Below are 15,259 nucleotides of genomic sequence, written 5' to 3'. Positions count from 1 at the left end.
TTATGTTTTACAAATTATACATTTTATCCATAATACAACAAAAAAATGAGCGAAAACCTAAATCGCGTGAATTTAGTGGTTATTCAACCTCTAGAGCATCCAATTTCCTTGATTCTTCCCCTCTCTATGTTGGTGAATAGGGATGTAGTCATATCAATCATGATATTTTCAAATTCAGGGGAGACCGATATGTTTGCTATCCCTTACGCCAGCTACGAAACCGAGTAATCACCATTTTCCAGATGAGGAGTGGTCCAGAAAATCCCGCCAAGGCCCCCAGGAATTCCCACCCACAATATCCCATTTAACATGATTCGATAACTTAATTTGTTGTATTACCTTTTACATCTATTAATTCAAATTTCTTATAACAGGCACATTCTTATTTCAATCTAATATGAATATATCTTTCTTTTAAATACTGAATCATACTATCTTCAACGATCAAACAGCTTACTTCATCACGTTTGCTAACCTTTCCAATTTTGGATAACCAGTTATGAGAACCGATAAACAAATACTTATCATCAACCAACAAAATTTTCGAATGAATAGGAGGAATATATTGAAGAGCCTCTCCCATTACCTCTTTCAGCTTTGAAATGGATAGTTCAATATCGGATTTTTCACCATATATGTAGTCCTTCAAAACAATACTATTAACATCATTGATATCGATCCCTTTCCCCCCTTTATATCCAAAACCAATTCGGAGTTCCACGTTTTTTTCCATCGCTGCCTTAGCTATATCAATAAATTCATCATTGACCACGTATGGCATGATCCAAGGTGAAAAAATGACTATTGATTTTGTTGCATAACGCATTGCTTCTATTAGCACCTGATAATGCTCTTCTGGTGATAATATCAGATGTTGCGGTATATGTTCACGAATGTATGCCGAAAATATGTCATTTTCCTTCTCTTGCTTATCATTGGGAGTAGTAAACAACGCAAAAGAAATAGTTTCCTTACTTGGACTTACAGTATGAAATTGTTCGTCATAAGGGCTAATGCCTATACCCTTTTCCATAATGATCTGAAGAACATGATGCAAATAATTATTTTTGAGATTGGAAATAACATCTAGATTTCCAATCAGCACAAACTGTTCTTTGGCACGGGATAAAGCTACATTTAGTAGATTAGTCCGGCCACCAATAAATGCAGCAAGACCTTGTTTTTTGGGATTGTCACTATCGATGACTGAGCTGAAAATTATATACTTCTTCTCCTGCCCTTGAAAGGTATGCACAGTGCCGATATCTACTCCAGGAATAGCTGCTTGCAGCTTTTCCTTTTGTTTACTGAAAGGAGTTATAATTCCGATTTGTTCTTTAATGACTTCTCCATATTCCTTCACGTAGGTATCTACTAAATTCTTACACACCTGCACCTCTGAAAGATTAAAGTGGGCTCTGCGATCTTTTAAACCTCGCACGTCTATCGTTACCAAATTTCGTTCAAACAGTTTTTCATAGTTATCTTTATTAATGATGGAAAGTATGTTTCCATAAACATATTGGTTCGAAAATAACATTATGCTTTCCTCGCATCGGCGATGCTCGGTTAAGATCATGCCTTTTCTCTTTCCTTGGTAATCCCATTCGTATATATCAGAATTAAAATCAACGTAACTTTGTGCACTGTTGCGCTGCACACACAGCACATCATGATGTGTCTCCGATATAGGCTGGAATTGCTCAATCACATTGCTTTTTAAGAGTCTTATAGGTTCCAATTGTTCAATATCCCCCACGATTATAGCTCTTTTGGATCGAAACAGGGGGCTGCTCAAATAATGCGGCATAATCTGCCCAGCTTCATCGACAAGTAAGGTGTCAATTAGTTGTGGCAACAAATGAAAGGTTCTCTCCCCGAAGGAATGTAAGGTAGAAGTAACGACTGGAAAACAAAGAAACATTGTGTCCCATAGACTCTGAATCCCTTTTGCATATTGAATGTCTCTTTTGTTTCCTTCGTTGAAAAAAGGATTGAACCAGCTGCCTTCACATATCAAATTCAAGTTATGTATTACTTCTTCTGCATGTTGTAAAATATACTGTTCTGTCACTCGCAAGGAAAGCAAATACAATTCGTGACGGTTTTTCAGAATAATAGGATTGCTGGAAAAGTCAAACCTGCTGTTTAATGAGATTCCTTCAAACTCCCACTTATCACAGAGTTCTTGTTCCTTAAGCATCTGTAATTCCAACAACTCAATCACCTTATAAAGAAATTGCAATTTTCGGGTCAAAACCAGTTGTTGTTTCTCTTGATAAGCAAGCTGTTCCTGAATCTCTAATACAATCGATTTCTGAATATTAAGATCGTTTAGGCAGGAAGGTAATCGCTTATTTAGTAATTCTTGTTCTTCGGCTTCTTTACTTTTAATCAAACGATTTTCAATATAATTTTCAGAGGGATATTCCTTAAAAAAAACTTTTCTTTTTGGAATAAACCAACCAAACCAACTGCCTTTTTTCCATCTTTGATATTTCTCCAAAATACTGTAGCCTTCCTTGATCTCTTCGGGTATGGATTGCACTCGAAACTCGGTGTCTTCCATTTCTTTTTCCAAGTTTCTCATTTTACATTCGGAGTCTGTAAGTTTGTCCTTCAGATCGCTCATTGAAATTTCGAGTTCAACAGCTCTTCTTTCGGATTCTTCCCTTTCGCTTACAAATCTAGATCTATCTTCGGCTGTGCCTATAGATGTTATTTTATTATCAGCATAAAAACGAACGGTCTCTTCTCTTACTTCAATGAATCGCTCTATATCACCATAGATATTCTCAAGTTTGTTATATGTATCAATAAATTGAGTCTTTACCTCAGGCAAGAGATATTGGTTATCTTCAGCTTCCAGCCCTTTAAGAAACATTGGAACAAATTGCTTGATGAATGACTCTTTATTTGTGGCATTGCCTAATCTTGCGCAAAAGAAGCCGTTAATTTGCTCATTTTCTTCTTCGTTTGTTACAAATTGAGAAAAGTACGCCACTTCTTTAAGCAGCTCTATCCCAATATTATCCACGGCCTTATTGTTGGTGCTAGTTAGAACCATCGAGTAAGTTCGTCTATTACCAGTAATCGGATAACGATAAAGTTCGCAGCTTCTTTCCTTAAATCGCTCCCATGGCTGCTCCCAAACCTCAATCAGACCCATTGCTTTTTTTACCATATTATCGGCAAAAATTTCTTTGAGCAGTGTGCTTTTCCCTGTTCCAGGCGGGCCGTTTACCGATAAAAGATTGTGGTTTTGAGCTGCATCAAGCGTATGCCATTGCTTCTCATTGATCGGATAAGAACCTGTATAACTTCCATAATGAAATAACTTGCCTGCTTCTGAGCTGCTATACTCTACAGTGGACTGTTCCCCGATTAAATAAGTTAACAACAACTCGGGAAACTTTACTTTCTCTGAAACTAATTCAGTAATACGTTGAATCTCTTTTTGAAAAATCGGTCTTGTCATCTCCTCCAATGTTTCAAATGTAATAAATGCCTGATTGAGTTTCTGCCAACCTTCATAAGATTTAAAATGTTCAAGGGTTTTCCCGTATCTTGACGATAACTCTCTATTCAGAATATTTATGATTTCAAACATATTCGTTTGTTGTGTATAGTCATTTGCACTTAACAATTCCTGTAAATTGTTTTTTTCAAGCTCAGCAATCTCAGATGTTGAACAATTGGTGAGCTTAGCAACAATGATCTCTAAACTTTCCCGATTGATAAAAAAACTATCTACCTTAAGCTTCTGCTCCTCAAACCTGCAGATAAAAGTGATCAAGGGCTTCATCGTCGTCTCTTGTTTCGTTTTTTTCTTTAAAAGTGGATAGCAAATTGTTGTGGTATCTACTAGTAAATTTTTTATGAATTCTTCAGTATTCACTCTATTATCCGGGTATCCGAAGGAGAGCCAGGATAAAAAATCAGCGGTCTCCATTTCTCCTGAAACAACAAGTTCAATACTAGAAGTGAGCTCAACTTCGCTGTATTTTCCTTTTTTAAGCTGATTTTTTATATCCTTGTAATCCGTAACCTTTTTGAATATAGCAGAAACTTTCTTACGGAAAGAATATTCTTCTAAATCGCTGGTATTACTCAATTGATCGTCACTAAAGAGTTCTCCGTCCACCTTTAAAAGCGAATTTTCCATTAACGCCGTCTTTTTCTCATATTCAATAAAATACCTAAGTACAGTTCGAGCATCCAACAAGGCACTAACCTCCAAAAAAAACCATATTTCTAAAAAGATAGTCTTATTATAGAACATTTGAAGATGTGGGATAAAGATAGTTTCCAATAAAAAAGCTCCTGCCTGTAGTTTCAGCAAAAGCTTTAATGAAAATTGAGTCACACGAACATCCCATCAATGACAGGTACGCGTGTATCGTTAACGTCAGCTATACCCAATAGATAAGAAGACAGGTTTGTTTTCCTGTTTAGCTTTGTCAGAAGATTCTTCTAAGCAAGGGAACCAGTTCACTGGGTTATGTGCGTGTTGCAGCAAATACGGTGATTTTTCCTCGGCTAATCTATTGGGTACTTTTTGAGTTGTCAGGTAGCGCGACCTCTTTTCGGTGGGATTTGTGTAAAGTAAACCTTAGTGTTAGTTTACCCAACTGGGTGGGGGAAGTCTCAGGTATGAAAAAGGGCAACTCCATATTATATGGGTTACCTTTATTATTGCCCCAGGCTATAAGTTAAATGTTTACCTAGGAACGGCTTAGAGATCTCGTAAAAATGAGTAACAAAGCTATGGATACCACAACTTATCTCATGGTTAAATACGTCAATATGCTTATTTCCAGTATTAATTTCTCCTATGTAAACAGTGTTGTATTATGACTTATGCATTTTGATTTGTTCCCTCTCCTTTATTTTTCAATTTACTTGATAATAGTCTTTTCTGCATCCTCTCATGCTTAAGACCAATTAATGTTATTGCGATACCCAGTCCAGCTAATGTAACTGTGTCACTCCAAGCATTTACTTCTTTAACGGAAATTCCGATCTTTAGATTAGGTAAAACGATTATTGCTATCGCTGCACAAGCAAGAGAAATGTAATGTAAAATTTCTAATGCTTTCTCCCAATGAAATCCTTTGTTTTTTACAAAACCTTCAATTATAAATTCAAATAAATCAGATAAAATTAGAAGTAACGCTGCAATTCCAAAACACAGTAATAATTTCCCGTTTACACTGATGATTGGAGTTAATCTTAAGACTGATAATAATATGAACGCAAAACCCATTAATTTCGTGAAATTTGTTGTGACTTTCAATAATACCCCCCCCCATTTCAATGTTATTGTGACTGTACCAACGCCTGATCCCCCTATGTTACTTCTGGAGAGATTTTGACCTTAAAAAGCCTGACAGGGTAAATTCTCTATATTATGATGAAATCGTTCTTCTTGCTTTTAACGAATAAGATTAAGGAAACACTTTGTATGACAACTGCTAGGATAGAAAATTTCCAATTTAATAAAATCAAAAGAGGTGAAACTACCATACTAACAATCAATATTCACCTGTATCTACCTTTAATCCTTAAACTTTTCTCTATCAGTAATGATAAAATTGCCCATAACACGGATCCACTTAAGACTAACGAGATAAAGATTGTAAATAAATAAATAGTATCTGTCACTTCATCTACTTGGAGTGAAAGGAGAATGAAATAGATAGTTATAAAAATAAGAAAAAGCACCAATAGAATTGGTTTTAACGGTCTCACCAATCTTGATATCGTGTCAAATACATCAGAAGAAGTGTCTAATGCAATTAATTTAGTTTTTCCCTATCGAGCTTTGTTGTCTCTACTCTAATAAAAGTCATCAGAGTCATTAAAATAGAAGAATCTGCTTGCCCATAATAGTCCCTAATGATCTTACGAACATCTGCTGAGAAGTATGCGCTCGATTCAACCAAATTTGCTATATAGATTTTGTATTGCAAAGGAGTCCCCTTGTCTATTAATTACTTGAGCTGTCGTGGCTGCTTCTATTGATGAATATAGATCCAATTTTTTTGAACAAGAGCTAATTTATTCTTATTATCATTTTCTAACATTACTTTGAATTCTTTGTACAACCAGATCATTGCAGTACTTAAAATTGTAATTGCTAATGGCCATGTAGGATTAGTTCTAAAATAATCAAAAACTACTTGCAGCATCTAGAATTACACCTCTATTATTTATTTAAATCTTTACTCATTCTGCATTAAAAAGCTCTCAAATCAATTTCCATAACTACATCTTCATTTATTGAATTAAAAGCTCTTGTGAAACCTGATTTCTCATAAAAATCAATTAATTTCTTTGTTTCATTTTTCCATTCCTTGTCTATCTCCCCTATAATACGTTCCTGTGGAATGACAAAAAGAATCCCAGTTCTATCTCTTATCAAATTCCCAAAAGTAAACCGAAGTAAATCTATAGCGAACTTACTACTATTAAATTCATGATGAATCTCTAAATCTTTAACATAAAATAAACTCCCGAATTCGAATAGATCATCATCATAAATACCTCGCTCCAGAATTTCATCAGCTCTAGAACCAATTACTGCGTGATCTCCATCTAAGGCGTCTAGCCAATAAGCCCAAGATTCATCTATCTGTTCTTTCCATTCATTTGGAAACTCGGTAATGACCAATTTAGCCAAAATGATTTTGTCTTCCTCTTTGTTTATCCAGTACTTTTCTGAAAATTGTTCATCTACTGTTTCAGTCAGTTCATATTCCTCTCTAATCAGATCAAGAGAGGAAATAACTTTGATAGTATGATAAATAGGTCCCATAGCAGAGCTAAAGTTAACATCTGGAAAATCCATTAAAGTACAGTTGGATGAATATTCGACAGACGGAGATAGTTCAACTTTCACTTTTTCATTCAAATTGTCAATTTCTATAAACATTTTAACCCACCTCATAAAGATAATTTTAATTACTAGCATGCAGTGACTAAATACTACACAAACGTGTAATGACTAGTTTATTGCTGTCTCATTTATTTCTACATATCCTATTATTCCCCTTCATTTTTCTTCAATTCAGATCAATTGATTATAATTCAAGTCAATAAAAAACTGAAACACATCTTATCCGCTCCAGCTTCACTAATGATCCACTCATTTAATGCATTAAAAAAGTCTTTTTCCAATACCTTATCCTTTTGCTCACTTGCTGCCATCTTTATAACGGTGATAGCATAACGCGCTCCAGTATTGCCCTTGTTTTTGCTTTGTTCTACTTGGAACTGCATCTTGCAGCCGCATCTCTCGCAATAGAGCAACCCAGACAGCGGAAAGATATTTCTCCGACTCTTGGAGTTCATAAGCCCATTCTTGACAAAGCGCTCCATGATCCCATCATGCTCTTGTTTTGTCTTCAATTTTCCACGCGTTCCCATGACCTTAATTCGTTCTTCTTCAGGTACAATCTCTACCTGTCCACGCTTCGTTCGAGTTTTTCCGTAGATTAAATAACCGAGATGGATCTCACTTAATAGCAGCCTTTGCACAGTCATATTCGACCATCCCTTGTCCCTTCCATCCTGCTTAATATTGTATGGCGTAGGTATCTTGTTATCCGTTAACCATATCGCAATATGCCCAAGCTTGATTCCACTCAGGTATTTTTCAACTATGGCCCGATGAATAGAACGCTTGCCTTCATCCACCAGTACCGATTTTGTGTCTTATGATACTAAGTAAGGAAATCGCGGCTCGCTTTTCTTCCATTAATACAAAATCAGCAACAAATCTTTTTATTCCGTCAACTGCATGCTCAAACAAAAAAGCCGGTGCATATAGCTACCGGCTCCTATCTCCTAACTCCACTCTTTATAAATTCACGTTCTTCCTTCTTCAAATGCCTTAGCGATTCTCAAAAGAGTATGGGAACATAGACCTGAGTTGGATCAATTTTTCCTTCTCATCCATGGAAATGGCTTCTTTGATCGCAGAGACCCATTTGCCCTGATTCTCACCCACATTCTGTGTCATAAGGAGATCGTCAATCATCAGATGAACTTTATTGTTAATACAGCTTGTTCCTTGATCTTTTCTCTTATATCCCTGTTCTGTCATTGTTCTCTCCTATTCTATGTTCTGATTTGTTTGAATCTTAACATTCTTTATGTATAACTCCTTCCTTCCAGCCTAATACTTCAATTATCATTGCAGCACCCATTTTAAATCCATAAATATAAGCTGAAGCGGATGACATGGAATTTAAAATATCATGTAAATCCCATATTTCCTCAATTAATGTGTATTCGTTTTCAGGCAACTTCATTTTAAGAGTTTCCATAATATCAGATATTTGTTGGGTGATCTGCATAAACTGAGGATCATTCGGTTTGATTCGTACACTTGGATAACATTTCCCGTAATATAAATCTTCCAATATACTCACATCCTTTACTCCTTCCTTAAATGGATTTGTCTTTTGATTTATTTTAGCGAATTACTCGCTAAAAATCAATAGCGAATATTTCGCTAGGATATTCTTGTTTTGGAGGTGCATAAGATGTATCAACGAATCCGAAATTTACGCGAGGATAAAGATTTGACTCAAACCCAAATGGCCGAGTATTTGAAATGCAGTCAGCGGATATACAGTAATTACGAACGTGGTGATGTAGATATTCCAACGGCAATTTTAATTAAACTGGCTGATTTCCATCATACGAGCACAGACTATTTACTGAACAGAACCAATCATAAAGAGCCCTATCCCGTAGGGTAAAACTCCAAGAAGAGACATTTCAATCTTTTAATTGACGATCAACGGCGTATGTTGCTGTTGGCAATTTAACACCTATTACATTTCCTATATTCAGAGCAAAAGGGATGTCATTATACTGGTATCTCTTTTGCTTTTTTATGTTGTTTTTCAACTCTTGTATTTTGGGTATCCCCGAATGCAGACAGCACTATGAGAAGTCGGCTATCTGGTCAATCACAAAAAAAGTAGGGCGGATCAAGCGGCGAGAAATCAATAAAAGACCGGCAGGTTAAACCTGTCGGTCAAAGTGATAAGTATGGTTGCTTACATCAGCGATATAGAGCCCTCATGACAAAATGGCTGAGATAAAACAGCTGGACGAAACGCAGTACCATACAAACAGTTACTGCCAAAGCAAATATATTCATAATCTTAACGGTCCTGTTTTTGAAAATCTTGAATAATATGGCACCCATACCGATGCCGATTATCCCTCCAAGCGTGTTGCCAAGTATGTCGGTTACATCCGTTCTTCCCATTGCAAAAATTAATTGTATAACTTCAAAGGATAAGGACAAAGCGATAACCGGAAGAACTTTTTTCTTAAAAGGCCATTCGCTTTTCAACATGCGGATATAGATGCCGAGCGGTATAAAAAGAAGGATATTATAAATAATTTCACGCAAGAGTATAACATCATTTTCATCGAAAGACCCCTGAAGGGGAATCAGGTTAATGACTCGTATCCCGTCTGATATTTTTCCAGAATAAAAGGGTAGTTTGAAAAGGATAATTCCTGTCAACAGCAGTATATATACTATGAACAACGTGATTGTAAGCGTGTTTTGCTTTTGCAGTTTCATTTCCTTGTTCTCCTTATGGCTGCTTACGCCTTCGGCAAGTTCATCCAGAACAGAACGCCGTCCGAGGTGTTTTCTAAAGTGAAGTCAATGTTCATGGCTTCCAGCGTTTTCCGCACGATGGTTAACCCCAAGCCGCTCCGCCCGCTTTTCCGGCTCCGCGCCTGATCCACGCGGTAGAATGGGTCATACAGCTTCGGCAATACCGCATCGTCAATCTTCGCTCCCGTGTTTAGTACGCAAAGGCGATATTGTTCAGCCACAGGCTCGCTCCATATCCGAATCTCGCCGCCTTTAGGCGTATTCTGCACCGCATTCAATAGAATGTTGGAAAGCGCCTTTTGGAGCATTTTGGGATCGGAAAGACTGGTCTGCCCGTCAGGAATATCCGTAACGATATGCTGGCCGTTTGCCTCAGTCAATATCTGAAAATCGGGCAGTATTTCGAAAACGGTATGCCTGACATCCAGTTTTTCAGGAATGGGCGCGATTTTCCCGTTGCTCAAGTTGACAATCTCCAGTATCTCGGAAATGATCTTGTCTTGCGCGTCCATCATCTTCATACATTCGCGCAAATATTTGGGGTGATCTTTGTAATCGCCTACATTTCCGAGCATTCCCTCCAACAAGATACTCGTCGCCGCGATAGGCGTTTTTAACTCATGGGAAGCCGCCGAGAAGAAATATCGCTGTGTTTCCTCTAATTCACGCTCCCGCAGGATTTCTTTCTCTAATTTGGTGATGGTATCCTTCAGCTTGACGTACATAGAATAAACGTCGCGGGCTAATGTGCCCAGTTCATCTTTACGCTCGAACGGTGGCGGAACTTCTTCGAGATGGGTCATCCTCTCGGCGCTGTCCGCAAGGCGTTTGATCGGTTTGGTCATCTGCCGCGCAAAGACAAAAGCACAGATGAGACAGAGCGCAAGCATTATGGCAAACACGGCGATTGCCCGAACGATTAAATCACGATAAAACGATTCTAAACCCGTCTTATTTTGAGCAATAATGGAAAAGTTCTTATCGTTATGCACAACATAAAAAAAATCGCCGTCAAAACGGTCCGAGGTGTCGGCATTCGGCGTAGCGTATATCGAGCCGCCGTCTTTATCCACAATATAGAACTCATAAGACTGGTTGTTTTCGTGAAAGCGCCGCGCCAATTCAGCAATGTCGTGGTTATGGTTTCTTTGAATCCGTTCCACCAAAGGCTGATAGGAAGCTACGATTTGCCGAGCCTGTGCCGTTCTGTAGAATGACATAAACTGTTGCGAAAATAGCGCCGCCGTCACGCCGACAAGCAACAATATTGAGATTATTGTATAAGTAAATACCTTAATAAAAATCCCGCGATTTTTCATGAGGATTCTTCCTCCAATCGGTAGCCCACCCCCCGTACCGTTTTGATGATGTTTTCCGGCAGTTTCGCCCGCAGATTCTTGATGTGGGTATGCACTGTGCTGCCGTCTCCGTCAAAAGCATAGCCCCAAACGCGGGATAGGATAATTTCATGAGACAGCGTCCTGCCCCTGTTCTGAACCAATAACATAAGGATTTCAAATTCTTTGAGCGTCAAAACAATTTCCTCGCCATTATAGGTAACTTTGAAATCTTCCGGCAGGAGCGTCAGCTTGCCGCAACGGACTTCCTTTGCCAACGCGCCACTTCGCCGGAGCAGCGCCTCCACACGTTTCAGCAAAAGCTGAATCTTGAACGGCTTTGTCACATAATCATCCGCCTCCGAGTCAAACGCCTTGATCTGATTCTCATCATCGGAAAGCGCGGTCATCATCAGAATAGGGGTATTGTTAATCTTGCGGAACTCCCGCAAAAGCTCATGCCCGTTCATTCCCGGCAGCATGATGTCGAGAATGACAAGCTGATAGGGGTTTTCGTAAAACTTGGTATGTGCTTCGTCGCCGTCCAGGCAGGCATCCACCTTATATCCCGCCTCGGATAAAAAGGCTTTGACTGTATGGCAGATATGCTCATCGTCCTCGACAAGCAGAATTTGTATGGCCATAAACATTCCTCCACAGAAAGGATACAGTGGCAATCTGTATTTTCCCTGTAGTCCTAAGATTTTTCCGTTCGGATTTCGGCAAACTCGCAGGTGTGGCAGAAGTTGCTAGGTTTTTCAGATTAAATCACGAACAGGGTATCAGAATAGTGAATAAGAGAAAGTTGCCCATACTGTGGCAGCATAATTATGTAATCAAAAATTGATTCACACGAACATCCCATCAATGGCAGGTCGACCATTCCATCACTACGAATACCAGTTGATTGGATTAGGTGCATGTTGGAGCAGGTAAGGCGATTTCTCGGCGATTAATCTATTGGGGTTGTGATTCGTTGTCATGGGGCATGACCTCTTTTCGGTGGGATTTGGGTAAAGTATTGCTTATGCTTAGTTTACCCAAAAAGGTGGGGAAAGTCGTATGGGGATAGATAAAGTGGTAGCAGCTATAAACGTGAAAATTAAGGCTTATTCTTTCCGCTGTTTATTGAATTAACGTTCTGCGTTAGTTCAATATAATGAGCAGCTAGCATCCGCCGAGCATAGAAAGACCGCCATTGAAGGCGGTCTAAAAAATTTATCATTTCTGCTCAACAATAAGTGTTGGGGATATTAAGATTGCATCTGTTTAAAAACAGTATTCCAATCATAGAGAGGAAACCTGAGATGATTTGCTGTAAGCACTCACCCTAATTAGAGCGTCTCAACCAATTTCTGAATCTTTGAGTGGGAAATTAAATATACAGGACCCATTATTTCTATTTTGCCGTCCTTTACACGTATAGCGCTCTCCTGTTCTGCCGCATAAACATCAATGTCCTCAGACAAGGGGAACAGGTAGCCTTGAACAAACGCGGCGTAGTCGCGTTTAGAATGAGATTCATAGGCAAAATGATCTAAGCCAATACCATCATAAATAGTACTTGAGAGCGGCGCTGCACCACAGAGTATGAAAATGGATACCTCTGTCTAAAATGTTTGTACGGCTGGCGAAGAAGGTCGATAAGCTATGGTGCATCACAGAATGTCGCACCCTATATGGGTAGCATTCATAGGAGTTGAACAATTCTTTATTCTGAGTAATATTCAATTATTAGGATATGTTTCGATAAACAATAAGTGGGTAAATAAAATTAAAGTTATATTCATTTATTTTTTAGAAATCGATATGACCTTCAATAGGAGGTCTATTTTTCGTGACAACATTACCTTACCCTATGGAGGCCGCTATGCATCGAGTTAACCTGAACCAGTATCAATTCTATCAACAAGTGTTTGATCATTCTTCCTCTGGGATCGCACTTGTTACAACAGAAGGTATGATTTTAACAGTAAACTCCGCCATGGAACGGATCTTTGGCTATTCCAAAGCAGAGTTTGACGGCATGAGGTTTGAAGACCTCTCCCACGATAATGATGCTATCAGAAATATTCACGATCTAAAGGCACTCATGGGTGAGAAAACGGAAGTACAGGTTGAGAAGCGTTTTCTCACAAGGATGAGTGACGACGTGTGGGGATTGCTCTCTCTCAAGCTTTTCATTGATGAGGCGAATCTACCGACGTATTACATCTGCCAGATTATTGAAATCACAAAGCAAAAGGAATCCGAGCATCGACTTCAGGAGTCTGTTGAGCGGTATACGTCTCTCAAAAAATACAATCATGACAGCGTCATTTCCTTTGGCCTTGACGGCCGAATCATTAACGCAAACACTATGTCGGAAAAGATAACAGGCTACTCCATCGAGTCCGAACTGATCGGTATGGAGCTTGCAAGTCTAATTGGACAGAAGAATGTCCAGAACATTCTAGATAGGGCGTTGTACGATAATTCGGTTGAGCAGCACATAAACACTCTTGTGGCCAAAGATGGCAAAGAAATCGAAGTGCTTACCAGTATTGCACCTATTTTTGTGAACAATCAAAATATCGGATTCTATCTCATATGCAAAGACATCTCCGAGCAGAAACAGTTGTTGCTTGCGAAGGAGACCGCCGAGTCTACGAACAAAGCTAAAAGTGAGTTTCTAGCCATGATGAGCCATGAAATCCGCACCCCCATGAACGGTGTGGTCGGTATGACGGATATTTTGCTTGACACCACAGAGCTCAATGAAGAGCAACGAGGCTATGTGGAGATCATCCGAAAAAGCGGGGATACTCTGCTCAATATTATCAATGACATCCTTGATCTTTCTAAGATAGAGGCAGGTCGAACAGAGTTGCAAGAGGATACATTCGAACTGCGTAAATGCATAAAGGAGAGCTTCGCTGTCATTTCTATGAAAGCCGAACAAAAACACCTGGAGCTCTCCAGCACTATACATCACGGTGTTCCTGACTTTATTTATGGCGACGCCGAACGCTTAAAACAAGTGCTATTAAACCTGCTCGGCAATGCCGTGAAATTCACACCCAAGGGAAGCATATCGGTAAAGATAATGCTTGAAAAAGCAGATCCCTCCCTATTGGTATTTACGGTGTCTGATACGGGTATAGGGATTGATCCCACGCAGCTCAACGAGATTTTTGAACCGTTTGCGCAGATTGACAGTTTTATGACGCGCAGGCACGAAGGCACTGGCCTTGGGCTTGCCATAAGTCGCAAAATTATCGACATGATGGGCGGCGAGATTTACGCGGAAAGTGACGGGAAGAGCGGCTCGTCATTTACTTTCACTATCAGACTCAAGAAAACAGTATCAGCACCCAACCAAGAGATTCACATGCACAAACCTCATATAGCACGAGAGGCGAACATTTTGCTTGCTGAAGACAACCCTATCAATCAGCTGGTACTGACCAAAATACTTGAAAAAATGGGCCATAAGGTTACCACCGTTTCAAACGGCATAGACGCGGTGCAAGCAACGCGCAAAGAAATGTTTGATCTCATTTTAATGGATCTGCACATGCCGATTATGAACGGCTTCGATGCGATGAAGATGATAAAAGAGGAGCACATGGAGAGTAGTCCTCCCATCATCGCGGTCACGGCCAATGCTTTGAAGGGTGATCGGGAAAAGTGCCTCACTGAAGGGATGGATGAGTATATCAGTAAGCCTGTAAAGCGTGAAGTTGTTCAAAAGCTATTAAACCAGTTTGTGAAGTAATTCATATTTGGGTAATAAAATTCTGCCAGTCTATTATCCAAATGCATGGAAATATCCACTTTTCCATCAGTTGACCGCAATTGTACTATGCTACCTATTAGTTCAATTCACTTCCCCCGTTCGCAAGCTAAAAACAGCTTTTATCTTCCAATAAATAACTCTTCGACAGGCGATCAGCGATACACTTTTTCTGAATTGTGATTTTAAATTTGTTCCTTTTCCAAATAAGCTTAATTTTCTTCGCTTCCATGTTGAATTTGCTCTTCCCGCTGTTCGTCAGCCTCCATGGTAGCAAAAAGGGTATGCACCTTCTCTTGCAATTTGGCTTTGTGCTTAACAACGGATTTCTCCCATACAAAGGTGTAGCGATTGGCATTCGCTTCAAGCTTGGTCCCGTCTACAAAATAATGATCTAGGGAGACGTACTTTTCCTCAGCTTGGTAAACACGGTTTCAAGGACCTCTTTCATCCGCTGGGAACGGAAGCGATTGGAGCAATGGTCCGTTCACGGAGCGT

13 protein-coding genes and 2 pseudogenes are annotated in these 15,259 nt (G+C 39.2%); 2 read left to right on the top strand and 13 right to left on the bottom strand.

Features of this window, described 5'->3' with window-relative positions; all coding sequences use genetic code 11:
- Positions 1-382 precede the first annotated feature (382 nt).
- The 8 genes from GJB61_RS27620 to GJB61_RS27585 form a co-directional block, all read right to left on the bottom strand.
- On the bottom strand, positions 383-4,366 hold the full coding sequence (locus GJB61_RS27620) for an AAA domain-containing protein (RefSeq protein ID WP_154122253.1): 3,984 nt from the start codon (positions 4,364-4,366) through the stop codon (positions 383-385).
- 42 nt (positions 4,367-4,408) lie between these two features.
- Positions 4,409-4,570, bottom strand: a complete 162-nt coding sequence (locus tag GJB61_RS27615; RefSeq protein WP_154122359.1) for a DUF255 domain-containing protein — start codon at positions 4,568-4,570, stop codon at positions 4,409-4,411.
- A gap of 288 nt (positions 4,571-4,858) precedes the next feature.
- Complete coding sequence (locus GJB61_RS27610; protein WP_154122252.1) at positions 4,859-5,296, bottom strand: hypothetical protein; 438 nt, start codon at positions 5,294-5,296, stop codon at positions 4,859-4,861.
- Between the two features lie 721 nt (positions 5,297-6,017).
- A complete protein-coding gene (locus GJB61_RS27605; RefSeq protein ID WP_154122251.1) occupies positions 6,018-6,191 on the bottom strand; it encodes a hypothetical protein in 174 nt (57 codons plus the stop codon).
- Between the two features lie 47 nt (positions 6,192-6,238).
- On the bottom strand, positions 6,239-6,934 hold the full coding sequence (locus GJB61_RS27600) for a hypothetical protein (protein WP_154122250.1): 696 nt from the start codon (positions 6,932-6,934) through the stop codon (positions 6,239-6,241).
- Positions 6,935-7,089: 155 nt separating this feature from the next.
- Complete coding sequence (locus GJB61_RS27595) at positions 7,090-7,698, bottom strand: recombinase family protein (RefSeq protein ID WP_195724497.1); 609 nt, start codon at positions 7,696-7,698, stop codon at positions 7,090-7,092.
- Between the two features lie 196 nt (positions 7,699-7,894).
- Positions 7,895-8,107: a hypothetical protein gene (locus GJB61_RS27590; protein ID WP_154122248.1), complete on the bottom strand. Its 213-nt coding sequence runs from the start codon at positions 8,105-8,107 to the stop codon at positions 7,895-7,897.
- 37 nt (positions 8,108-8,144) lie between these two features.
- Positions 8,145-8,435 (bottom strand): DUF6809 family protein, encoded by a 291-nt coding sequence (locus tag GJB61_RS27585; protein WP_338116163.1) that lies wholly within the window; start codon positions 8,433-8,435, stop codon positions 8,145-8,147.
- A gap of 114 nt (positions 8,436-8,549) precedes the next feature.
- On the opposite strand from GJB61_RS27585, the gene GJB61_RS27580 reads away from it, so the two are divergent.
- Entirely contained in the window at positions 8,550-8,768 is a 219-nt protein-coding gene (locus tag GJB61_RS27580; RefSeq protein WP_154122247.1) for a helix-turn-helix domain-containing protein, read from the top strand.
- 308 nt (positions 8,769-9,076) lie between these two features.
- On the opposite strand, the gene GJB61_RS27575 is transcribed toward GJB61_RS27580, so the two are convergent.
- The 4 genes and pseudogenes from GJB61_RS27575 to GJB61_RS27560 form a co-directional block, all read right to left on the bottom strand.
- Positions 9,077-9,610 carry a VanZ family protein gene (locus GJB61_RS27575; protein ID WP_154122246.1) on the bottom strand — a complete coding sequence of 178 codons (534 nt, stop codon included), beginning with the start codon at positions 9,608-9,610 and terminating at the stop codon, positions 9,077-9,079.
- 23 nt (positions 9,611-9,633) lie between these two features.
- Positions 9,634-10,968 (bottom strand): ATP-binding protein, encoded by a 1,335-nt coding sequence (locus GJB61_RS27570; protein WP_154122245.1) that lies wholly within the window; start codon positions 10,966-10,968, stop codon positions 9,634-9,636.
- Positions 10,965-11,630, bottom strand: a complete 666-nt coding sequence (locus GJB61_RS27565; RefSeq protein WP_154122244.1) for a response regulator transcription factor — start codon at positions 11,628-11,630, stop codon at positions 10,965-10,967. Before GJB61_RS27565 ends, GJB61_RS27570 begins: the two co-directional genes overlap by 4 nt.
- A 249-nt stretch (positions 11,631-11,879) precedes the next feature.
- A pseudogene (locus GJB61_RS27560) lies at positions 11,880-11,969 on the bottom strand (DUF255 domain-containing protein); the annotation flags it as partial.
- An 854-nt stretch (positions 11,970-12,823) separates the two neighbouring features.
- Here GJB61_RS27560 and GJB61_RS27555 point away from each other — a divergent pair.
- On the top strand, positions 12,824-14,743 hold the full coding sequence (locus tag GJB61_RS27555; protein ID WP_338116162.1) for a PAS domain S-box protein: 1,920 nt from the start codon (positions 12,824-12,826) through the stop codon (positions 14,741-14,743).
- Between the two features lie 239 nt (positions 14,744-14,982).
- Here the strand turns inward: GJB61_RS27555 and GJB61_RS32625 are convergent.
- A pseudogene (locus tag GJB61_RS32625) lies at positions 14,983-15,233 on the bottom strand (IS1182 family transposase); the annotation flags it as partial.
- Positions 15,234-15,259 lie beyond the last annotated feature (26 nt).

It is taken from the genome of Paenibacillus monticola, assembly GCF_009664975.1.
GTDB classification, from domain to species: domain Bacteria; phylum Bacillota; class Bacilli; order Paenibacillales; family Paenibacillaceae; genus Paenibacillus_AQ; species Paenibacillus_AQ monticola.
Note: the sequence above shows the minus strand (reverse complement) of the source record. Positions and strands in the feature narration are given on the sequence as shown.